General features: G+C 59.4%; 17 protein-coding genes and 1 tRNA gene. 12 read left to right on the forward strand and 6 right to left on the reverse strand.

Going from position 1 to position 21,601, the window contains the following annotated elements; all coding sequences use genetic code 11:
- Positions 1-25: 25 nt before the first annotated feature.
- The gene (locus tag AC1D2R_RS24490; RefSeq protein WP_477971359.1) at positions 26-1,093 is read left to right on the forward strand and encodes a cyclic nucleotide-gated ion channel; all 1,068 of its coding nucleotides are present in this window, start codon (positions 26-28) and stop codon (positions 1,091-1,093) included.
- 102 nt (positions 1,094-1,195) lie between these two features.
- Here the strand turns inward: AC1D2R_RS24490 and AC1D2R_RS24495 are convergent, their stop codons facing one another.
- On the reverse strand, positions 1,196-2,611 hold the full coding sequence (locus AC1D2R_RS24495; RefSeq protein ID WP_477971361.1) for a DUF1254 domain-containing protein: 1,416 nt from the start codon (positions 2,609-2,611) through the stop codon (positions 1,196-1,198).
- A gap of 231 nt (positions 2,612-2,842) precedes the next feature.
- Here AC1D2R_RS24495 and AC1D2R_RS24500 point away from each other — a divergent pair, with 231 nt between their 5' ends.
- From AC1D2R_RS24500 to AC1D2R_RS24535, 8 genes are all read left to right on the forward strand, one after another.
- Positions 2,843-3,127, forward strand: a complete 285-nt coding sequence (locus AC1D2R_RS24500) for an acylphosphatase (RefSeq protein ID WP_477971363.1) — start codon at positions 2,843-2,845, stop codon at positions 3,125-3,127.
- Positions 3,128-3,516: 389 nt separating this feature from the next.
- Positions 3,517-4,716, forward strand: coding sequence for a tRNA 2-thiouridine(34) synthase MnmA (mnmA, locus tag AC1D2R_RS24505; protein WP_477971365.1), 1,200 nt, complete (start codon positions 3,517-3,519; stop codon positions 4,714-4,716).
- Positions 4,717-4,827: 111 nt separating this feature from the next.
- Positions 4,828-4,904: transfer RNA gene (locus AC1D2R_RS24510), tRNA-Met, on the forward strand.
- A gap of 389 nt (positions 4,905-5,293) precedes the next feature.
- On the forward strand, positions 5,294-6,169 hold the full coding sequence (locus tag AC1D2R_RS24515) for a peptidyl-prolyl cis-trans isomerase (RefSeq protein ID WP_477971367.1): 876 nt from the start codon (positions 5,294-5,296) through the stop codon (positions 6,167-6,169).
- Entirely contained in the window at positions 6,166-7,188 is a 1,023-nt protein-coding gene (locus tag AC1D2R_RS24520; RefSeq protein ID WP_477971369.1) for a HupE/UreJ family protein, read from the forward strand. The genes AC1D2R_RS24515 and AC1D2R_RS24520 overlap by 4 nt, the downstream gene beginning before the upstream one ends.
- 85 nt (positions 7,189-7,273) lie before the next feature.
- Positions 7,274-9,205, forward strand: coding sequence for a DUF3604 domain-containing protein (locus AC1D2R_RS24525; protein WP_477971371.1), 1,932 nt, complete (start codon positions 7,274-7,276; stop codon positions 9,203-9,205).
- A 616-nt stretch (positions 9,206-9,821) separates the two neighbouring features.
- The gene (locus tag AC1D2R_RS24530) at positions 9,822-10,619 is read left to right on the forward strand and encodes a hypothetical protein (protein ID WP_477971373.1); all 798 of its coding nucleotides are present in this window, start codon (positions 9,822-9,824) and stop codon (positions 10,617-10,619) included.
- A 531-nt stretch (positions 10,620-11,150) separates the two neighbouring features.
- On the forward strand, positions 11,151-11,372 hold the full coding sequence (locus AC1D2R_RS24535; RefSeq protein WP_477971375.1) for a hypothetical protein: 222 nt from the start codon (positions 11,151-11,153) through the stop codon (positions 11,370-11,372).
- A gap of 196 nt (positions 11,373-11,568) precedes the next feature.
- On the opposite strand, the gene AC1D2R_RS24540 is transcribed toward AC1D2R_RS24535, so the two are convergent.
- Together AC1D2R_RS24540 and AC1D2R_RS24545 are read right to left on the reverse strand one after the other, a co-directional pair.
- Positions 11,569-13,254, reverse strand: coding sequence for an arylsulfatase (locus AC1D2R_RS24540; RefSeq protein ID WP_477971377.1), 1,686 nt, complete (start codon positions 13,252-13,254; stop codon positions 11,569-11,571).
- A 368-nt stretch (positions 13,255-13,622) separates the two neighbouring features.
- Positions 13,623-13,976 (reverse strand): hypothetical protein, encoded by a 354-nt coding sequence (locus AC1D2R_RS24545; protein ID WP_477971379.1) that lies wholly within the window; start codon positions 13,974-13,976, stop codon positions 13,623-13,625.
- Between the two features lie 268 nt (positions 13,977-14,244).
- On the opposite strand from AC1D2R_RS24545, the gene AC1D2R_RS24550 reads away from it, so the two are divergent.
- On the forward strand, positions 14,245-15,519 hold the full coding sequence (locus tag AC1D2R_RS24550) for a DUF2254 domain-containing protein (protein ID WP_477971381.1): 1,275 nt from the start codon (positions 14,245-14,247) through the stop codon (positions 15,517-15,519).
- Positions 15,520-15,765: 246 nt separating this feature from the next.
- Here AC1D2R_RS24550 and AC1D2R_RS24555 read toward each other — a convergent pair whose 3' ends face one another.
- Together AC1D2R_RS24555 and AC1D2R_RS24560 are read right to left on the reverse strand one after the other, a co-directional pair.
- Positions 15,766-16,959: a sensor histidine kinase gene (locus tag AC1D2R_RS24555; protein ID WP_477971383.1), complete on the reverse strand. Its 1,194-nt coding sequence runs from the start codon at positions 16,957-16,959 to the stop codon at positions 15,766-15,768.
- Positions 16,960-18,099: 1,140 nt separating this feature from the next.
- A complete protein-coding gene (locus tag AC1D2R_RS24560; RefSeq protein ID WP_477971385.1) occupies positions 18,100-18,441 on the reverse strand; it encodes a hypothetical protein in 342 nt (113 codons plus the stop codon).
- 50 nt (positions 18,442-18,491) lie between these two features.
- Here AC1D2R_RS24560 and AC1D2R_RS24565 point away from each other — a divergent pair, with 50 nt between their 5' ends.
- Positions 18,492-18,869: a DUF1214 domain-containing protein gene (locus AC1D2R_RS24565; RefSeq protein ID WP_477971387.1), complete on the forward strand. Its 378-nt coding sequence runs from the start codon at positions 18,492-18,494 to the stop codon at positions 18,867-18,869.
- A gap of 209 nt (positions 18,870-19,078) precedes the next feature.
- Here the strand turns inward: AC1D2R_RS24565 and AC1D2R_RS24570 are convergent, their stop codons facing one another.
- Positions 19,079-20,029, reverse strand: a complete 951-nt coding sequence (locus AC1D2R_RS24570) for a LysR family transcriptional regulator (RefSeq protein WP_477971389.1) — start codon at positions 20,027-20,029, stop codon at positions 19,079-19,081.
- A gap of 107 nt (positions 20,030-20,136) precedes the next feature.
- Between AC1D2R_RS24570 and AC1D2R_RS24575 the strand changes: the two genes are divergently transcribed.
- Positions 20,137-21,111 carry an MBL fold metallo-hydrolase gene (locus tag AC1D2R_RS24575; RefSeq protein ID WP_477971391.1) on the forward strand — a complete coding sequence of 325 codons (975 nt, stop codon included), beginning with the start codon at positions 20,137-20,139 and terminating at the stop codon, positions 21,109-21,111.
- The last annotated feature ends 490 nt before the right edge of the window (positions 21,112-21,601 follow it).

A 21,601-nucleotide genomic window follows, 5' to 3' on the forward strand; every position in this document is an offset into this window, starting at 1 on the left:
GGCGACAGGCCGCTCGGAGGATTGAATGTCGGCACGGCCTTTCCGGAAGTTTTCTGAGCCGCTGAGCACGTTGCTAGCGGTCATCGGGCTCATTGCTGTGGCCGCGCTGACGACACCCGATCTGACCGACCGAACCAGGAGCAATCTCGAGATTCTGCTCGTCGGCATCTGGGCCGCCTATCTGCTGCAGCTGGCAGAAACGCTGATCGTGCCGCGGGCGGTCGATTATCGCGACAGAATACCGTCGATTACCGTGGATGTGCTCGCCGTCGTGGTCCCTTTGGCAGCTTTCATGTTCGTCGGCGGGCGTGATCAGAGCCTCTACTGTGCCTTCTGGCTGCTGAAGCCCCTGCGCTATTCAACCTTCATCCGGCTGCTGGGCCGGGTGGTAAGCAACGAGGCGCGCAACCTCGTTGGCGTCACCTCGATCTTCGGCATCGTTCTGTTCGGTGCCGCGCTTGCCGCCTATGTGATCGAGCGCGACGTCCAGCCGGACCGCTTCGGCAGCATCCCCCAGGCGATGTGGTGGGCGGTGGTGACGCTGTCGACCACCGGTTATGGCGACGAAATCCCGCAAAGCCTGGCGGGCCGTGTCGTCGCCGGGCTGGTGATGATGAGCGGCATCGGCATCTTCGCGCTGTGGGCGGGCATCCTGGCTACCGGTTTCTATGAGGAAGTTCGCCGGCAAGATTTCGTTCGCAACTGGCAGCTGGTTGCGGCGGTACCGCTCTTCCAGCGGCTTGGTTCGGCAGCGCTGGTCGAGATCGTGCGGGCGCTCAGGGCCCGCGTCGTGCCGGCCGGCACCGTCATCTGCCGCAGGGGCGAGGCCGGCGATCAGATGTTCTTCATCGTCGAGGGCCATGTCAGCGTCGCCACGCCGAACCCGGTGGATCTCGGCGCCGGCAACTTCTTCGGTGAGATGGCGCTGATCACGGGCGAACCGCGCTCGGCGACCGTCAGCGCCGTAACGGAGGTCTCGCTGCTGTCGCTCTACGCGGTGGATTTTCAGGTTCTGTCCAGCAGCAATCCCGATATTGCGGATGTCATCCGAAAGACCGCGATCGAGCGTCGCGAGACCACACCAAAGGACTGATGGCAAAAGCGTCATCCGGCGCGAAATGTGCTAGATTGCCTGTCTCACTGTTCGCTGACGAACCGAGGTGTCCACGATGCGCCGCGCGCTTGCATCGGGGCCTCACGTCGACCGATTCATCGGTGGTTGCTTCCACGTTCCGTTCAGGGCGGCTTTCTTCGGCCAGTAAAGGCGCATGATTGCCGTGAAAGGACCCTTGGGCGCAGGTAGCCAATTCGGCTCTTTATCCTTGCCCGGTGACTCGTTCTGGACATAGAAAGTCATGCCGCCATCGGCGTCCTTGACGAACTGCGGCAGCATCGGCGAGTTGAGCAAATAGCGGTCGATGGGATTGGCCACGAGCAAACTCTCGGGCAATCTGTACATGGTCAGTGACCAGAACGCGTTGACTGGCGGCAGTTGCCCCCTCTCGAATTTGATGGTGTAGCGGTTGGCACCGTCCAACTTCTGTCCATCGGCATCCAGGGCATAGACGGGATACATTGCCTCCTGCCTCGAATTGCCTCCGATGCCGAGCTTGGCGCCCGCCATGCGGTAGAGGTAGTTGTTCTTCAGAAAACTCCGCGTGCCGAACAGATCGCCGGAGGTGACTTTCCCGGTGTCGATCTTGTCTTTGCGCAAGGTGTCGAAAGCACTCCAGGCGTCTGTCATTCCCTGCTCGATCGCGGCTCTCATTTCGGGAGAGAGCTTGCTTGCGTCGAAAGTCTGTCCCGGACCGACCCCGATCTGGGCAAAGCGTTTCCTCAGTTTGATTTCGGAAGGGTCGGTCGGGCAGTATTGCAGGATGAAATTGAGAACGTTGAAAAACTCCGGCGACGTCTTCTCGTCGTCCGGGGCCAGCGGCTTGACGAATTCGACGGCGGGCGCGGCTTTCGGCGCAGGCTTGCCGAGGAATTTCGACAGCGGCTCCGCCTTGTACCCGGCCTGTACTTTCTTGACGTTATCGAGATCGCCCGGATTGAAAAGCTGAGTACGGTAGGCGGCCCACGCGAAATCGGTTTCCGAGCGGATCACTTTCTTGACCCCCTTTGGCGCCTTTCCTTTCCAGCCTGGCCCGGCGACGAGGAAGCTGCCGCCGTCATTGCCGGTGGCGCGGCTGCCGATATAGGCGAAGTTGAAGGTGTAAGCATCGATAAACTGGACGCTGAAATAACGATCCTTTTCAATCTCCGGCACCGTCAGGACAATTGGTTCGGCGCGCAGGTCCAGGCCCAGCCACGAGTAGGGCGTGTCCGAGTTCGGCGTCTGGATCGCCGTGTCCGCCGGAGTATAGACACGCGGCGTGTTGATGATTTGGTTCCAGGGACCCTTGTATTCGGGATTTTTGGTGTCGACGAAATACGCGTGCTGAATGCGGTAGCTGTCAACCATCGGGAAGCCGTAGATATAGGCCTCCTTGGTGATGGCGCGTGCCTCCGCTGCGGTGACGTCCCCCGCCAAGACCACGGCAGGGGCAAACCCGGCAAACCCCGCGGCCAGAACCAATCCTTTCGTGAAATCCCGCTTTGTTATATTCATGAAATTTCTCCTCCAACGCCAATTCTGATGAGGGAATGGTGCGCCTGGATTGCAAGAACGCAAGTGTGTAACCGTAAGCTACACGTATATCCCCGTCCCCGCACCACCCGAGAATGGGTCAGACATCAGACGACGGGGCGCGATCCTGTCAACATGCACAGAATCGGCGGTCTTGCCGGTGCCTCGGAGCGTTCCATCTTATCGCAGGTGCGAGCCTGATGGGAGGCAGCGATGTCGGATGACTACGAGGCCGTCCTGGTGCGGATAACGGGCAAGGTACAGGGCGTCAGTTTTCGTGTGTGGACGCGCGACGAGGCGGTGCAACTCGGTTTGACAGGCTGGGTTCGCAACGAGGAGGACGGCTCCGTTGTCGCCTTGATCGCGGGAGCCGATACCGCGATCAAGGCTATGGTCGAACGCTTCAGGCGGGGGCCCACCGGTGCATCGGTTTCCGGGGTCGAGACGCAACGGACCACGCTCGCGGAGATGCCGACAGGATTCCGCATCACCAGGTAAAATTGCCCCGCAACGGCCAACACGCGAAATTCATCTGGGTCGGAAAACGCGCCTCGAGCGGCCCGCCAGCTGTGATGCTGGGGAATTCTCATTCGGGCCACGGGATATGTGGTTGGCACGATGCACTCGCGCACCTTGTCTTTTCTCCTGCGCGCCAATTTCCTCAGGGTGAAGCCGGCATATACACTACGGTGGAGGAAGCCGCGTGGGGGAGATCGCGTGGCGATGCCGTCGCCGCCAAAGCCCCCGCCTCTTGCGCCGGAGCCCAATCCTTTCTATATCGTCGCCATCGAAAGTGCCTGCGGCCGATCCCGCCGGCAGAGATGAAAATCCGCCGGACCTGCGCATGGCAGGCGGATCAAGGTACGCTTTAGAATTGGCAGCACCCCGTGAACACACTGGATTTTGACAAGCAGCCGGAAGATACACGCGTTGTCGTCGCCATGTCCGGCGGCGTCGACAGCTCCGTTGTGGCTGGCCTTCTCAAGCGCCAGGGCTATGACGTTCTCGGTATTACGCTGCAGCTCTACGACCATGGCGCTGCCGTCCACCGCGCCGGCTCCTGCTGCGCCGGCCAGGATATCGACGATGCGCGTCGCGTCTGCGAGACGCTCGGCATTCCGCACTATGTTCTGGACTACGAGAAGCGCTTCCGCGATACGGTGATCAACCCGTTCATGGAAAGCTATGTGGCCGGAGAAACGCCGATCCCGTGCGTGTCCTGCAACCAAACGGTCAAGTTCGCCGATCTTCTCGAGACGGCCAAAGAACTCGGCGCCGATGCGCTGGCGACCGGCCACTATATCCGCTCGCGTCCGAATCCCGGGCCTTGCAGTCCCGGCCGCCGCGCGCTCTACCGCCCGGCCGATGCCGACCGCGACCAGAGCTATTTCCTGTTTGCGACGACACAGGAGCAGATCGACTACCTGCGCTTTCCACTCGGCGGGCTGCCGAAGGCAGAAACCCGCAAGCTCGCCGAAGAGATGGGCCTCGTCGTCGCCAAGAAGGCCGACAGCCAGGACATCTGCTTCGTGCCGCAGGGCAAGTACACTGACATCATCAACAAGCTGAAGCCGAATGCGGCGTTGGCGGGAGAGATCGTCCACCTCGACGGCCGTGTGCTTGGACAACACGATGGCATCCTGCACTATACGATCGGCCAGCGCCGCGGCATTGGCGTCGCCACCGGCGAACCGCTCTATGTGGTCTACCTCGATGCTCGTTCGCGCCGTGTCATCGTCGGTCCGAAGGAGGCGCTGGAAACACATCGCGTCTATCTGCGCGACGTCAACTGGCTGGGCGACGATCAGCTGGCGCAGGCGACTTCGGGCGAGGGGTTTGCCTGTTTCGCCAAGGTGCGCTCCACCCGTGCGCCGACGCCGGCTGTTTTGCATGCCGATCCGACCGGCATCTACGTCGATCTGGCTGTCGGCGAGGCGGGTGTCGCACCGGGCCAGGCCTGCGCCCTTTACTCGGCGCCGGGTGACAACGCCCGGGTCTACGGCGGCGGCTTCATCGAACGCTCTGAACGCGAACCGGCGGCCGAAGCCTCGCTGAAGGCGTTGCTCACTAGCTCCGCTGCAGCATGAAAACAGGGCTGTGCATTTTCTTGATCATGCGCTTGACATGACGGCGAACCGCACCTTATAAGCCGCTCATCCCACGGGCCGCCCGCCTTGCGAACGGCACCGTTGACCAGTGGCGGAGTAGCTCAGTAGGTCAGAGCAGAGGAATCATAATCCTTGTGTCGGGGGTTCAAATCCCTCCTCCGCTACCAGTCAAATATACTATAGAATCAACGATCTAAGCGGGTTGCTCTTCGTTTGAATGATCAATTCTCTTGTTGCATCATGTTGCAACGGAATTCCCTTGGTTTTCAACGGTTCCCAAGAGCGCGCGGCGATTCCACGCGACATGGAATGCAACATGGAGAAGATCCTTCTCCTCGCACTTTTGCGAGTTTGAGAGGCGTACTTTTCCTACTAACTTGGTCGTATGGCCAGTAATGGTAGTCTCATAACTTGAAGCAGCGATAGGGCTCATCCTTGTGGCGGTTGTCGCGAATAGGGATGAACTTGCCACCCGTTTCTGATATGTTGGCCCAAATAGGTGGAATGAAATCCCGCCGATCAGGCCGATGACGGGGCTAGCTGCAGAGTTGTCCATATGCGGATGCTCAGGGAACCACTGCTCCACTTTGCCGTCGCCGGGGCGATTGTCTTCGGCGGCTACTCGTGGATTGCCGACACGAGGGCGGCTATTGGCCGGATCGATCGGGTGAGTATCCGCGAAGGCGACGTTAGCTGGCTCAAGCAGACCTGGTCGAGCCAATGGCTACGCGAGCCAACGGCAGACGAGTTGAAAGGCTTGGTCGATGCCCTTCTCAAGGAAAAGCTTTTGGCCCGCGAAGCAGAGGCGATGGGCCTTGGCGAGGACGACACCATCATCCGCCGCCGGCTGGCGCAGAAGCTGACGTTCGTAATCGAAGACACGGCGCAGCTGCCAGAACCAAGCGAGGCGGAACTAAGACAGTTCTATGCAGCCAACATCGGCCGTTTTGAGACTCCAGGGCGGCTCTGGTTCCGACAGGTCTATTTCGATCCGGAGCATCGCAAGGATGCGGCCGCCGATGCGAAGGCCACGCTAGCCGAGCTGAACACGAAAGGCGAAGCCGAGGCGAGCATCGGCGACCGACTGCTGCTCGGCGACAGCTTCGATGACACCGACGAGTTAGGGGTGTCGGGAATGTTCGGAGCCGATTTCGCGCAGGAGGCCTTCGCGCTGGACCCCGGCGCGTGGCGTGGCCCGGTGAAGTCCGGATACGGCTTCCACCTGGTGTTTGTTTCCCGGCGCATTCCCACAATGCCGAAGCCATTCGAGGCGGCTAAGTACTCAGTTCTGGCCGAGTGGCGCAGCCAGAAGCAAAGCGAACTCAGCCGCGAATACCTCGCCGAGCTGCGCAAGAAATACGGGGTGGAACGGGACGACAGCACGACGGCCGTGCTGGCAGCCAAGCCCGCGCCGAGCGTGGTTGTAAAATGACCCGTGCCATCAGGGCTTTACCCTTCAGCTGGCTCTGGCGGCTAACACTGACGGCAGCCATCGTAGTACTTCTTACGCAATACGGCTCTGCTCACGAGGTGCGCCCCGCCTATCTCAGCGTCCAGGAAGAGGCGCCAAACGAGTTCAGCGTGCTATTCAAGACGCCGATGCAGGGGAACGCACGGCTCGATCTGGCGGCGCTGTTCTCGGGCAGGATTGAGACCGTGACGCCGATGGTATCGCATCCGACCGGGGACGCAATGGTGCAAACCTGGCGGCTGCGCACCCTCGACCCGCTTGCAGGCCAGACGATAATGATCGACGGGTTACAGAATACCATGACCGACGCGCTGGTGCGCGTCGCCTTCGCCAACGGGAATGCCTGGACGGCGCGGCTGACGCCTAGCGAGCCGTCTACCGCAATCCCAATTTCACAAACCGCCGGGAGCGTTTTCGCCACCTATGTTGGTCAGGGCATCGACCACATCGCCTTTGGCTTCGATCACCTGCTCTTCATCACCGGCCTGATGCTGATTGTGCGCGATTGGCGCACGTTGGTGAAAACTGTCACTGCCTTCACGGTCGCGCATTCGATCACGCTCACCTTGGCGACCTTGCACTGGGTGTCGCTGCCGTCGCGGCCGGTGGAGGCGATGATTGCGGTTAGCATTGTGATGGTCGCGGCAGAAGTAGTGCGCATGGAGCGCGGCGAGCTCAGCGTCGCGGTCGTGAGACCGTGGATGGTGGCCTTTGCCTTCGGCCTGCTGCATGGCTTCGGTTTTGCCGGGGCGCTGGTGGAGCTCGGCCTTCCGCAGGCCGCTATCCCGCTGGCGCTACTTGCCTTCAACGTTGGCGTAGAAATCGGACAACTCGCGTTCATCGCGGTGCTGCTGAGCGCCGTCTATTGTGTGCAGCGGCTCTTTACGATCCCAAGCGGGGCGGCCGTCACCTCGGCATATGCGATCGGCATCGTCGCCGCATTCTGGTGTGCCCAGAGGCTCGACGCAATGCTTCTGTGAGGGACTTGTTCACGCATGGCTTAATAAGCCGACCAACAGGAAGATCAATGAGGCGAACACATCGGCCATTCATATGGAGGAGATCATGCGAAAGTTGATGCCTTTGGCCGCGTTACTATTGGCCGCAACCGCAACGCTTAGTTCCGCTGCGCTGGCCCAGGAAACAATGGACCAGGGGACGCTCAGCCCTGCGACGGTCAAGGCTCTCTTCCCGAAGGCTGGTTACTCCCCATACGCGGGCAACACGTTCCCGCTCCGCCCTCTGTTCGGCGACACCCATCTACACACGTCGCAATCATTCGATGCCATCTCCTTCGGCAACGTCCTCGGACCGGAAGAGGCCTATCGATTCGCGCGCGGCGAGGAAGTGATCTCTTCAACCGGCCAGCACGCCCGCCTGAGCCGGCCACTCGATTTCCTGGTCGTATCCGATCATGCCGAGAACATGGGCACGATGGGCGAAATCAAGGCTGGGAACCCCGCCCTGATGGAAGATCCTGACCTGAAGCGCTGGAACCAGATGCTCGCAGCCGGCGGCGACCAACCAATGAACGTCTATTACGAAATAATGGCAAGTGTCGGTGGGCAAGGAAAGCCTCTACCGGCCGCGCTTCGTTCGGAGGAGCTGACGCGGTCGGTTTGGCAGAAGAATGTTCAGGTTGCCGAGAAATACAATAACCCCGGCACCTTTACGACGCTGATAGGCTATGAATGGTCCTCGAATACACATGGCAACAACCTCCATCGCGTGGTCATTTTCCGCGATGGCGCGGAAAAAACGGAACAGATCCTGCCATTCTCGTCAGTTGACAGCGCCAATCCGGAAGACCTCTGGAAGTTTCTTCAAAACTACCAGACGAAGACCGGCGGCAGCGTGCTCGCCATCCCGCACAACGGCAATCTGTCGAACGGCTTGATGTTTCCGCTGATCAATCCGGTCGGAGGAAAGCCGCTTACCGCGGAATATGCCCGGACACGCGAAAGCCTGGAGCCACTTATGGAAGTTACCCAGATGAAGGGCGATGGAGAGACACATCCATTCCTGTCTCCGGATGACGAGTTCGCCAAGTTCGAGCGGTGGGACATGGGAAACCTCGACCTGAGCGCTGCAAAGACGCCTGAGATGCTTGAGTTCGAATACGCGCGCTCAGCCCTCAAGAACGGTCTGAAGCTCGAGGCACAGCTCGGCGTCAACCCGTACAAATTCGGGATGATCGGATCGACAGATTCTCACACCTCACTCGCTGCGGTCGAAGAGAACAATTTCTTCGGCAAGCTGCCTCAGAACGAACCGAGCGCCGAGCGCGCTATCCACCCCCTCGCCAAGTTCGGCGACAAAGTGGTCATGGGCTGGGAAGTGGTTTCGAGCGGGTATGCCGCCGTCTGGGCAGCAGAAAACACGCGTCAAGCCATCTTCGACGCGATGAAACGCAAGGAGGTCTACGCCACCACCGGGCCGCGCATGCTGGTTCGGTTGTTCGGAGGTTGGGATTTCGTTGATGCCGACGCTAATGCGCGCAGCCCAGCGGTCGTCGGCTACACCAAGGGAGTAGCGATGGGTGGCGATCTTCCGCCGGCGCCGACTGGCAAAGTCCCGACCTTCCTGATCGCCGCGCTAAAGGACCCGATCGGGGCCAACCTCGACCGCTACCAAATCGTCAAGGGCTGGATGGACGCGGCGGGGGCCCTTCATGAGAAGGTCTATGACGCCGTCTGGTCTGGCGACCGCAAGCCCGGCGCAGACGGCAAACTGCCGCCGGTTGGTAGCACAGTCGACGTGCCGAATGCGACGTGGACGAACACGATAGGCGCGCCAGAGCTCATCGCTGTATGGAAGGATCCCGACTTCGATCCGGGACAGCGCGCCTTCTACTATGGCCGCGTCCTCGAAATTCCGACACCACGCTGGACCGACTACGACGCGAAGTACTACGGCGTCACCATGCCGCCGGAAGTGCCGATGGTATTGCAGGAGCGGGCCTACACATCGCCGATCTGGTATACTCCGGGTGGCTAGCTCCGATCTGGTCTAGGTGGAAATTCGGCCCCGACTGCGTGACCAGTTAGAGAGAGCGCTTCGGAGCCGTCGCGCCGAGAGACGCAGCGGGCGGCCTGGGGCCAAGCGCGGCAGGACGAGAGTTCGCCAATGACCCATATAAAATAGGTTAATCGCGCTGGCAGGCGCATTGCCCTCCTGCTTCCCAGCGGTGGAAACGGCTCATTCGTCGCTGAGGCTCAGGCTCGCGTCGGACGCCCCCTTTCTATGCTAGCGTGACATGGCGAACGACACGTCGGACTGTTACCGTTGGAGCGGCGGTCGGTGCATCGGTTTACAGGCTGGGTTGCGTCCAAGTCGGCGATGCATATGGGCGGATTTACTGCAGGTGCCCGTGAATGTTTCACACCACCATGTGGGCGACCCCTGTCGCTTACTTTCGAGGTCAACCGTCTTGGCACAGGCTTCGCCCAAGGGACAGCCGATGCGTCTCCAAAGCCACATCCTGCCACTTTGTGACCTCGTACAGTATTGAAAGTGGACAGATCGTTTCCGTCCGCCATAAAGTGGCAATCGGGGACATAACGACGCATTCCGGCGTTCGGCTCGCGTCGGGCAACATCAGAGAGGGAATGCGATGATACGAGCCAAGCGTGCAACGATGTGTGCAGCCGTGATTCTTGCTGCCATGCTTCCGATCTCCTCGACGGAAGCTGCGGATATGACGCCGCTTGCGCCGGCCCCGACGCCGGTCGAGACACCCTCGGGATGGTCCTACACAATCTCACCCTATATCTGGGTGGCGGGAATATCGGGAGATGTCGGCGTGGGCCGGCTGCCTCAAGCCAACATTAACGCCGACTTCGGCGACATCCTGAAGAATCTCGATTTCGGCGCGATGGCGACGGGCGAGGCGCGGAATGATCGCTACAGCATTATCGGCGACGCCGTATATGTGAAGCTCTCGAACGACACCTCTACGCCGAGGGGCATTATCGCCAACAATGTCGAGGTCACCTCCAAGACCTTTACCGGCTTCCTGGGCGCAGGCTATGCGCTTCTCGACGCGCCGAACGGGCACTTGGACATCGTCGGCGGGGCAAGGGTCTGGTCGCTCGACAACTCGATTTCCTTTAACGGCGGCTTGATCAGTGGCGCCAAGGGCGAGAGCACCAAGAGCTGGGTTGACGCGGTGGCCGGTTTGAAGGGCAACTATTTCTTCACGCCACAAATCTACGCCACTGGGTGGGGCCTCGTGGGCGGTGGCGGCGCCGACGTCGATTGGGATGTCGGCGCGGGTCTCGGCTATAAGTTCAACAACACCTTTTCGGCGGAGGCCGGGTACCGGGCGCTTGGCGTGGACTATAGTGACAACGGGTTCGTTTTCGACGTGGTCCTGCAAGGCCCGATCGTGGGCTTGTCCGTCCACTTTTAGCGGGGCCGCGCCGACGGTGCCGTGATCGTGGAGGTATTCGAAAAATACGCCCCGATCTTCAACCAAAGGCCGATCTAAGCGGAGCTTGTGGCCTTTGAAAGGGAAGACTATCAAAATGAAACCGTTTCGCTTCCCGGGCGGACCAAGGCATCGTACGCTTCCTGCCGCTTCAGTACGGCACATATCCGAGTGTATCTCTTAGCGCCGCCACCAGTTCGCGGACCAGCGCGTCCTTTCTCGGCGGCATACCCGTATGTGTAGAGGTATTCCCGGTCTTGGCAGCCGCGTGCGTGGTCGGCCATGGCTTGCACCCCGCTGATTTGGCGTTGGCGAGAGCGGCATCTACACGCGGGTTGCCCTTGGCGTGGTCCGCCGGGAAGACCCCGGGGTGACAGCCCGGCGCTGCTTCAGGCCGTCCCTGGGTTACCCATGGATAACTGCCAAGCGCGCGAAAGCACATAACGCCAGACTTCGGCAAAATCGACCGTCACCTCAACTGTCCGCTGATCCATCGACCCGATCGACCCAGATATGCACGCGCGGCAGCTCATCGAGACCTTCAAGAGTAAAGGAATCGGCGACGTTGAGGACGGCACGCTGATCATCAAGGCAGCGTTCACAGCAAAACCCGGCAAGCAGTCGATGATCCGCCGCGCACCCTTGATTGCGGTGCAGAACGCGTTCAGGGAGAACGGTATCAAAGCCGTGCCGAAACCGATGACGGCCGATGCCGGTCCGGGAGTATCCGGTTAGCCATCCAGTCTTAGAACATTTCACTCCGATGTTGGGTGTTGAGCGGCCAACTCAGCCGACGTTCAGGCGACCTGTCGTAAAGCAGGCGGATGTGTGCAAACGGTCCAGCGTCTTACCCACACGACCCAATCGGCCCAAAGCCTTCCAAGAAAGCAAACGGGCGGCCCTTCCGGCCACCCGTCTCGCGTTGGGCTCTTCAGTTGCCCGGCTTGTTCTTGATCGCCGCATCGATCTGCCTCTTTACGGCCTCCAGGTTGAAGGATGCCGGGTCCTGCATCGGCGGATAGTCAATTGCCGTGAGCGCAAGTTTGCCGACTTCCTGCTGAACACTGACGAAACGCCAGAATTCGCGAGCATAGAAGTCGTTCATGTAGCCTCCACCGAGGTCATTGAGGCTCTGCCCGCCAATCGACGGCGTCCGCTCGAAGGGATCCTGGCGGATATTGACCATCGTGGGCATGTCGGTCGTTACCTTCGCACCCGGCCAGCCCTGCGGCTGCTGGAAGAACTGGTACTTGAAGTCGTCGATGCGAACCGCTCCGAGCTGCGGGCCACCGAAGTAGAAGAACTCATGGCGTGCAGAGGGTGATTTGCCCAACAGCAGGTCCAGCTGATTGTAGCCATCAAGGTGGTTTTTGTAGGTGGTGTCACCGAGCTTCACGCCCTTGAGCAACTCGTCGGTAATGTCGGGATTTCCTGCCGCCGCCACCAGCGTAGGGAACCAATCCAACGCGGAGAAAATCCCGTTCTCTACCGTTGCCGGCTTGACCTTGCCCGGCCAGCGGATGATGGCCGGTGCGCGGAAGCCACCCTCCATCACGGTACCCTTGGTGCCCTTGAACGGCGTCATGCCGCCGTCAGGCCAGGTGAACACCTCTGCGCCATTGTCGGTGGTGAAAATGACGATGGTGTTGTCGGTCTCGCCTGCATCCTCGACACATTTCATGATAGCGCCGACACTGTCGTCGAGCTGCGCCATGCCAGCTTCTTCGAGGCCGTAGTTGGTGTCGCTGTTCATGAGGGCCTGGTACTTGGGCGACAGAAACGTCCAGACGTGCATGCGCGTCGTGTTGTGCCAGACGAAAAACGGTTTGCCGTCAGTTTTGGCCTTGTCCATGAAATCGCACGAAGCCTTGACCAGCACGTCGTCAAACGTACCCATGTCGTACTTGGCCTTGGGCGTTATGTCATGCATGTTAGGCACGTTGGACATGTCGGGGTACGGGGCCAAGGGGCCTTCGTCGACAATCTTCTGCTTGCCGATCTTGCCCCAGCGCGGCTGCACGGTTGCGTCGTCGGTGGTCGTGGCGAAGCTGTGGACCAGATTGCGAGGCCCGACCTTGTCACGGTACGACTGGTCATTCGGAAACGAATACCAATAGGGGTCGGACATGGCATCGAGGTGATAGAGGTAGCCAAAGAACTCATCGAAGCCGTGCAGGGTCGGCAGAAACTTGTTCAGGTCGCCGAGATGGTTCTTTCCGAACTGGCCGGTCGCATAGCCTTCGGTCTTGAGCGCGGCCGCGATCGTTGACGCCTTGTCGGGCATGCCAACATCAGCGCCCGCCTGCCCGACGGTCGTTAAACCGGTGCGCAGTGGGATTTCTCCGGTGATGAAACTCGCCCGACCAGCGGTGCAACTTGCTTCCGCATAATAGTCGGTGAACATCATGCCGCCGGCGGCCAGTTTGTCGAGGTTGGGCGTCTTGCCGGACATGATCCCCCGGTGATAGGCGCCAATATTGAACCAGCCGACATCGTCGCCCATGATGACGAGGATATTGGGTTTGGGAGATTGTTGCTGTGCCACTGCTGGTCCAGCGAGCGCGGTCGTCAGCGCTGAAGCCAGCAGACCGAAGCAAAGGTTTCTCATGCTGCTCATGATGCCTACTCTCCGTTTTATGGATTGCATAAGGGCATAAAGGGTGCCCGTTCATTTCTGCGGATACGATCTGACTGCATGGCGCGACGAACGGTTCCCCATTTGTTATGCCCGAGAGGAGCGAGCGGCTCGTAGCAGGAAGACTTTGGTAAATACGCAAAATGCGGACGTGATGCCTTTCGACGCGACTTCGCCCCGAGCAACGCCGTGCTTTTGGCCTGTACCTCTCCCGAGCGCTGGATACTACCACAGGTTTGGCAACACTAGGATTGCCCTAAAAGGGGTACAAGGAACTAGGGTATCTGCCCGGACGCTTCTCTATTAACGTAGCGTCGCAATCGACCCCTATTTGGCGCAACCCCGCCTACTTAGCCGACATTGAGGCGACCTATCGTAAAGCGGGGGGATGTGTGTAAACGGTCCGCCGCTACCACACGTCCCCCCAGCATTTCGGCAGGCGGCCCGATCAATGCTGAGAGGTGACCGACTACTTCCACCTCAACTCCTCCGGTGACAGTGTCGTGAACAGCGACGCTATCGACGAGTCCGCACACGGCGGCGATTGCCTCTGCATCAACCCCGTCGTCGAGGTCGTTCAATCTGTCCGCCAGCTTCTCCACCGCATTCCGGTATTGCGCCGGGGCATGCGGATGCAGCTCGATCTTCAGCGACGAGGGGACCATCGCAAGCTCTGCTGCGATCCGGTCGCGGTCGGCCTGCAACGGCTTGGCGGTCCACCAAACGGTTGTATTGTTCTAGAGGCGGATGAGGCGGAACATGATCTTCCCGTCGGTACTGTCCGAGTCATATGCCCAAACAACCCATACATTCCAGACCGTTAATTAGATTGAACATGGTCAATGCCTCACGGCATGATTGCAAAGGCATGCTCAGAAGGCTAAGGGGAAGGGTTCCTGATCGCTGGGGGCGGATCGTCCGTTGTCAGGCATCCGAGCGCTCGGTTGGATCTTGATAAGGGGGTAGAACCAAATGAGCTGGAGCAAGCTGTACGCGCTGAGGAGCTTCCTGCGATCCTCATTGTGGATCGTGCCGTTCTTCGCGGTCGTTGTTCAGCAGATCATCTTTCGCACCGCGCTTGCACTCGGGGAGTGGATGTGGGTCCCGGCCTGGCCGCTCGGCACCGAGGGTACCGTCGCAGCGATGCAGGCCATCATCAGTCTGGCGCTTTCTTTTTTGGTCTTCACGTTCGGCTCCCTGCTCGTCGCGATCCAGATCGCAAGTGGGCAGCTCACGCCCCGGATTATCGCGACCACGCTGCTGCGCGACAATGTAATCCGCTTCACTGTCGGACTGTTTATTTGCACACTGCTTTGTGCAATCGGCGTGATAAGTCGCATAAACACGTCCGCTCCGGCATTTATCGTTTGGATTTCGGGTGTTCTCGGCATGAGCTCGCTGGGCGCCTTCCTCTTTTTCATCGACTACTCGGCTCGCATGCTGCGGCCCGTCAGCATCATCCATCGCGTCGCCGAGCAAGGCTTCGGGGTCCTCGACCTTATCTACCCCGCTCCCCTGTCAAACGACGACGGAGAGCCGCGGCCACACGAGTGGTGTGGAGAGCCAACGCGCATCGTCGCGCATCCCCACTCCTCCGCCATCATTCTCGCCGTCGATGTGAAGGGGCTGACGGCCCATGCGCAGCAGGCAGACGGGATCATCGAGCTCACAGCGCGCATCGGTGACTTCGTGTCGCAACGACAACCGTTGTTTCGCCTCTATGGCGGTGCCGCGGCGATTGCCGACCACGATCTACGCGGTACCATTGCCTTCGGGCGCGAGCGAACCATCGAGCAGGATCCCACCTTCGCGTTCAGGGTCATCGTCGACATCGCCACCAAGGCCCTCTCGAAGGCGATAAACGACCCGACGACAGCCGTCATGGCAATCGATCAGCTGCACCGGCTGCTACGTAGTGTCGGGCGCCGCGAACTGGGGAATGAACACGTATGCGACGCCCAAGGTCGCCTGCGCGTCGTGTTGCCGGTACCAGACTGGGAGGACTTTGTGCAGCTCACCTGCCGCGAGATCAGGATCTACGGAACGGAAAATCTTCAGATCGCACGTAGGCTCCGCGCGATGATCGACAATCTCGACGAGGTCCTGCCGGAAAGCCGCAAGCCGGCATTGCGGCTGGAACGGGATCTGCTCGATCGGATGATCGAAAAGGTTTATCTGCTGCCTGAGGACGCATCGCTTGCACGTATTGCAGATACGCAAGGACTAGGCGGTTCGCCGCAAGAATAGCATATCGCTTCGATGAGACGCCCCAACCGCCAGACCTTGCCTCGGAGCGATGTCATGGTGTTCCCCGTTTTCGTTGATAGTTATCGGTTCGATGCTGGTGGAAACAGGAATGAGATGGACGTGGGCGAAATCCGTCCGGGCCGCTGTCAGCGCTCAAGCAAACAACTGCTCCGGCGTTCACTGGTAGACTCTGTCACCGCCCTGGCCATGATAGATTGATGGCCTGGAACCCGACCACTTGCGACGTCACATCTTGGCTTCGCCGAACGGTGACGATAGTACATTGTCGAGCTTGGACATCGGAGTTTCCAGGGTGCAAGTCAGACCGTCAGCAAAGTACGCAATCGTCGGCGATGTGCCAAAGTCTGCATGAAGCAATCGTTCAATCAGTTGAGACCCGAAGCCTCTGGAGGTCGGAATGCCAACGGGCGGGCCGTTCGCCTCGATCCAGGTGAATCGAAAGACTGGCCCATCAGGCATTTGTACGCTGTCCCACGTCACAGTGACACGGCCACGCTCGTCAGACAGTGCACCGTATTTGGCGGCATTGGTCGCAAGTTCGTGGATCGCGAGCGCCAGAGATAGGGACTGTTTCGCGCCAAGCATGATCGGCGGTCCCGAGACAATGAACCTGTCGTCACCGTCCCTGTGTGGATTGAGGGCGTTCTCGACGACGACACCGATTTCTGCTGTCGCCCACGCGTTCGCCGTCAGGATGTCGTGCGCCATTGCGAATGCACCGAGCCTTGCGATAAACGCCCGCAGTGCGTCATCGCGTCCGGTCTCGCGAAGGGTCTGGCTGGCAATCGCGCTGACCATTGCCAGCGTGTTCTTCACACGGTGCTTGAGTTCCTCGTTGAGCAGACGCAGGCGTTCTTCTGATCTGACATGCTCGGTCACGTCGGCGCCTTGAACGAACACGCCCGAAACTGATCCGTCGAGATCGAAAATCGGCTGGTAGAGGAAGTCGAGGAACGTTTCTTTTCCCGGCCCGTGTTCATCGAACCGCAAAGTGAGCGGCACTCTTGTTCCGATATGGGCGCTACCTGACAGATACACGCCATCGAGTAGCTCGAAAAAGCCCTGGCCGTCGGCTTCCGGCACCACGTCGCGAACCGGTCGCCCAATATAATCTCGAGGACCGATCAGTTTGCGATAGGCGGAGTTCGTCATCTCGAATACGTGATCAGGTCCACTGAGAACTGCCGTAAACCCCGGAGCCTGCTCGAACAGTTGCTGAAGCCTCAATGTCTGATTTCTGAGTGCTGCGACCGCGACGTGTTCTTTCGTGACGTCGTTGCAGACGACAAGGACGCCGCCGATCCCTCCTTCGAAATCGATCGGATTGTAACCGTATGTCCACCAGACGTCCTCGCGCTTGCCGTTGCGGGTGACGGGAACCAATCGGTCTTCGTCCCATGTGGATCCAAAACCCGACATTACATGATCAACTTGCGGACCGATGATATCCCATATCTCCATCCAGCACACCCGACCAAAGGCTCCTAGGGCACTCGGATGGCGTTCAGGGCCCATAGTCCTTGAATAGGCGTCGTTGTAAAACTGGATTAGGTCAGGGCCCCACCAGATGAACATCGGCTGTTGGGAACTGAGGACAAGGCGAACGGTAAGCCGCAGGCTCTGTGGCCACTGTTCCGGCGGACCCAGAGATGTACTTGCCCAATCGAACGATCGGGTGAGCCTCCCCATTTCGCCGCCCCCTTGGAGGAAGTCGACGCTTGAAACGCTGCCGTGCATGAATGCTCCTTGCAATATGCTTGTTAGAGCATTTTCATTGGGCAAGGTCCAATTCTGTACGGCGGTCAATTCACGGCTTTAGCTCCCTCGTAAAGTCGACAACAGATGGAATATGGGGGAGTATCGAAGGCTGGAAGAATAAGCGTGGCGTGCCGAAGGTGGCCAGGCCACTGGTCGATCCCGTGAAAACATCGGACGGCCGCGTCGGCGCCTCTCTTAGTCCATAGCAATTAAGGATTGAACGTCTACTAACTCAGTGCGGATTCCCGGGGCCGCCGGTCTGCTGTCGGCCCCAAATCGGTCACCCATCAAGTCAAGGCTAACGTCCGCTGAGTAGCGCAAAGCCGCATACTCAGCCGACGTTCAGGCGACCTATCGTAAAGCGGGGGGATGCGTGCAAACGGTCCTCCGCTACCGGTCAACTTTCAATGGTTTCAATTGGTTGGCTGAAAATCAAGAAACACTCCGGTATTGAAAGGCTGCAACACGCAACAGGCCGGATCGTACCTATTTAGTCCCCTGTGTCCGGCCGCCATCCCGTTTCATCCATGGCAAGCATCAACATGGCATGTCGACTGAGACGGAGTGCATGAGGATTGCGGAAGGTGACGACAACAAAGTGTGGACACGGTGTCCGGATTTCGGACGTCGGGAGAAGGGGGAAAGAAGGAGGAATTTCCCTCTGCCCGGTCCCTTCCGATCCCTGGCAAGACAGGCGAGGCGAAGCGTCCCCGACCTCGAGGCGCCAGCAGAAATAGGGCCCGACGTTTTCCCAGCGCCGGGCCTTTTCAATGCTTGCCCTGTACAGGACACCGATACCGGCTAGAAGTCAAAATAGACGGTTACTCCCGACCTCCGTTGGTAGCCGTTGTAGTCAGGATAGCCGCCGTAGTGCCGAGGATAGCCATAGTAACTCGGATAGCTGCGGTATCCGTATGGGCGAGAGTAGCAGTTGCCGTCGTACCGGCAGTCGCGGTCAGCGTACCGCCGTTTCGAGTGGCCATACGCATACCCATTACCATGACTCTTGTCTTTGACGAGCTCGACGTCAGCGGCGTGGATAGGTACTGCCTTCGGCACGACGATCGGCGTGGCGTTTAGGGGCAGGGCGAAAGATGTAGCCAGGACCATGGCTGCGAGTGGGGAAATAAGCTTCTTCATCATAGGCGCATCCTTTCAGGCTGTGAGTCTGGGGTAAGAAGCATTAACCTCCGATGAACGGCTGCACGCTGCGGACTTCCCGAAAAACAGATGCCATCTATCTCAACGTCACACCGCCCAAGAACGACGGCAAGACCGTCTACAAGCTTCACGTCGGCGACGTTCCCGTCGATGGCTTCTGGTCCGTCAGCCTCTACAATGCTGATGGCTATTTCCAGAAAAACGATCTGAACGCTTACTCGCTCAACAATATTACAGTGAGGAAGGGTGCGGATGGCTCTTCCGATATCCAGTTCGGTGGCTGCGATGGCAAGGTGATCAACTGCCTCCCCATCGTCCCGGGCTGGAATTATACGGTCAGGCTTTATCGTCCGCACGCCGAAATCCTGAACGGGAAATGGAAGTTCCCCGAGGCCGTCGTCGTTCAATGAAGGTGCGAGCGTAATGACCGGTTTTGTCGGCAAAGCCGCCAACTCAGCCAGGACCGGATTGCAGTTTATGCCATGATCAAGGCTGCAGTTGCCCAATGATCTGTTGGTGCAGTCGAAAGCGAATGTTGCTTCCGGCTTGTCTCATGCCGTTCAAAGGAATGAGAAGTCTGCTGGAGGTGTACTGGCAGACGAGGGCTGCTCAGATCCAATTACGCTGCCCGCACACAAGGCTTCGCGCTGGCCATAGCCAGACTGTCGCGGATCTGCTGTCTCAGCCAGCTATTGGCCGGGTCGCCCTCGGCGTGGATCGCCCAGACCATGTTTACCGGCGGAAAGGTTAGCGAGATCGGCAGTGGACTGATCTCAAGCCCGAGCAGAGCAGCGTAGCGATCTGCAATCCGGCTCGGCACTGTGGCGATCACCGGACTCGCCTGCGCGGCCGATAGCACAGACATGTAGCCCGGTGCCGCTGTCACCACATTCAGTTCGACGCCGGCGATTTCCAACGCATCCTTGATGCAACCTTGCAAAGTCTCGTTCTGGGAGATCGTCGCGTGCTCGGCGGAAAGATAAGCCGCGAGGCTGACCGGTTTCGACAGAGCCAGTAGAGCCGGATTGTAGCAGCACGCCACTTCCGGTTCGTACAGCGTCTCGAACGACCGACGGCTCGTCTTTGAATAGGTGCAGCCAACCGCCAGATCAATGCTGCCATCTTCCAGTGATGGCTCCATCGCCTCATAGGGAAACACCCGTGCCAACACCTTGAGGCCGGGAGCGCGGCGTCGCAGGCGCGCTGTCAGTTCGGGTATCAGCAGCAGCTCGATTTCTGGCGACATGGCGATCCGGAACGTGCGCTCTTCCGTGGCGAGATCAAAATCCTGGCCGCCGGTGAGCGCCAGTTGTGCCTGGCGTAACGCTTGGCGCACCGGGATAGCGAGGCTGCGGGCTCGCGCCGTCGGCTGCATCACCTGGCCGACACGGATGAACAACTCGTCTTGCAGCAAGACCCGCAACGTCGAGAGCGAATGGCTCATGGCCGGCTGCTGGATCTTGAGCCGTTGCGCCGCCCTGGTGACATTGCCCTCCGCCATCAGCGCATCGAAGGCGACAAGCAAGTTGAGATCGAAGGAGCGCAAATTGAAATGATCGATAGTTGTCATGAGCCGCATCGATTTGATTGCTGATGCTGCGATACATACGTGTTCTACAGGTCAGTTCAAGGCCGCTTCCTTAACAAGCACCACAACACCCGGAGTTACCATTACCAATGCAGACCCGTCGCTCGCTTCTCATCACCGCCGCCGGCGCAACACTTGCCGCCGGTGCCATGACTGCCTTGCCTGCCACCGCCTTTGCCAAGGCGCCGATCGTCGGCAAACAGGCGGCCAGCTTCTATCGGCTGAAACTCGGCGACTTCGAGATCACCGCGCTCTCCGACGGCACGGTGAAACTGCCGATGTCGAAGATTTACAAGAATCTCGTCGAGAGCGAAGCCGAAGCCTATCTCGCTGGCCATTTTCAGTCGGGCTCCGCGGAAACCTCGGTCAACGCGTTCCTCGTCAATACCGGTGAAAGGCTTGTCCTTATCGATGCCGGCACTGGCGACTTGATGGGCCCGGCGCTTGGCAAGCTCGTCTCCAATATTGAGGCTGCGGGCTACAACACGTCCGAGATCGACGACGTGATCCTCACCCACATCCATGCCGATCATTCGGGTGGTCTGGTCGCTCATGGCGACCGGGTGTTTAAGAACGCGGTTCTGCATGTGAACCAAAGGGAAGAGCACTTCTGGCTGAAAGCCGATTCCAAAGCCAGAGCGGACAAGGGATTAGGTCCGCAGATCATTCAGGCCGAGAAGTGTGTCGGTCCCTACATCGACGCCAGTAAGTTCGAAACCTTCGCAGACAATGCCGCCCCGATACCAGGCTTCGGTTCGGTTCTGCGGGCGGGCCATACGCCCGGCCACAGCGGTATTATCGTCAAGAGCAAAGGCGAAAAGATCGTGTTCTGGGGTGACATCGCCCATGGCGACGTCTTGCAATACGACCATCCGGAGGTGACAGTCGATTTCGACGTCGAGCAGAAGGCGGCTGCCGCGACGCGCGCCATCGCCTTTGCCGAGGCAGCCGACCAGAAATACCTGGTCGCCGGTGCCCACCATGCCTTCCCCGGGATCGGCCACGTGAGACGGGACGAGACCAACTATGACTGGGTGCCACTGGTTTACAGCGCAAGCTACTAAAATTGGATGCCGCACGGTCGCCTTGCTGGTGCCGGATATGGCTGTCGCAACGCCATCTCTGGCCCACCCAGACGACATAGGCATGAGCTTGGTGTCGGGGGAGCACATCGCGTTTTCGTTTGCATGCCCATCTTTTGCAGCACCATTGCCAACCAAAAGTTGAAAATTACCTCGGTAAAATGGAAAGGGGCACGATCGAAACATAGAGCCGCGCACCTTTCGCGTGCGCATGGCAGCGAGGAGCTCTTCTGGGATCTGGAGAACCTAGGTATGAACTGTCACCTCTCTTTCGGGAAGGACATTCCTTGTGAAATCCCAAGACTTCGGCGTCTCCCGATCAGGGCAGGAGATCGGCGATTGTGTCGGCGTCGATGCCTCTGTTCGCTCGGCATCCGCCCGATCGTCCGCGTTGAAAGAGCACCGTTGGCAAGGGAAGATGGTTCGCGTACGCTGTGTCATGTCCCGGTAGCCGTGGCGTGGATCTCGCGCG

It is taken from the genome of Rhizobium sp. P1_C7, assembly GCF_056406295.1.

Bases quoted from the DNA above. Each gene is read 5' to 3' on its own strand.
- AC1D2R_RS24525 (WP_477971371.1), top strand. From the start codon at position 7,274: ATGCGAAAGTTGATGCCTTTGGCCGCGTTACTATTGGCCGCAACCGCA.
- AC1D2R_RS24500 (WP_477971363.1), top strand. From the start codon at position 2,843: ATGTCGGATGACTACGAGGCCGTCCTGGTGCGGATAACGGGCAAGGTA.
- AC1D2R_RS24555 (WP_477971383.1), bottom strand. From the start codon at position 16,959: ATGTCGGGTTTTGGATCCACATGGGACGAAGACCGATTGGTTCCCGTC.
- AC1D2R_RS24560 (WP_477971385.1), bottom strand. From the start codon at position 18,441: ATGATGAAGAAGCTTATTTCCCCACTCGCAGCCATGGTCCTGGCTACA.
- AC1D2R_RS24515 (WP_477971367.1), top strand. From the start codon at position 5,294: ATGCGGATGCTCAGGGAACCACTGCTCCACTTTGCCGTCGCCGGGGCG.
- AC1D2R_RS24495 (WP_477971361.1), bottom strand. From the start codon at position 2,611: ATGAATATAACAAAGCGGGATTTCACGAAAGGATTGGTTCTGGCCGCG.
- AC1D2R_RS24575 (WP_477971391.1), top strand. From the start codon at position 20,137: ATGCAGACCCGTCGCTCGCTTCTCATCACCGCCGCCGGCGCAACACTT.
- AC1D2R_RS24565 (WP_477971387.1), top strand. From the start codon at position 18,492: ATGAACGGCTGCACGCTGCGGACTTCCCGAAAAACAGATGCCATCTAT.
- AC1D2R_RS24540 (WP_477971377.1), bottom strand. From the start codon at position 13,254: ATGAGCAGCATGAGAAACCTTTGCTTCGGTCTGCTGGCTTCAGCGCTG.
- AC1D2R_RS24530 (WP_477971373.1), top strand. From the start codon at position 9,822: ATGATACGAGCCAAGCGTGCAACGATGTGTGCAGCCGTGATTCTTGCT.
- AC1D2R_RS24490 (WP_477971359.1), top strand. From the start codon at position 26: ATGTCGGCACGGCCTTTCCGGAAGTTTTCTGAGCCGCTGAGCACGTTG.
- AC1D2R_RS24520 (WP_477971369.1), top strand. From the start codon at position 6,166: ATGACCCGTGCCATCAGGGCTTTACCCTTCAGCTGGCTCTGGCGGCTA.
- AC1D2R_RS24550 (WP_477971381.1), top strand. From the start codon at position 14,245: ATGAGCTGGAGCAAGCTGTACGCGCTGAGGAGCTTCCTGCGATCCTCA.
- AC1D2R_RS24570 (WP_477971389.1), bottom strand. From the start codon at position 20,029: ATGACAACTATCGATCATTTCAATTTGCGCTCCTTCGATCTCAACTTG.
- AC1D2R_RS24535 (WP_477971375.1), top strand. From the start codon at position 11,151: ATGCACGCGCGGCAGCTCATCGAGACCTTCAAGAGTAAAGGAATCGGC.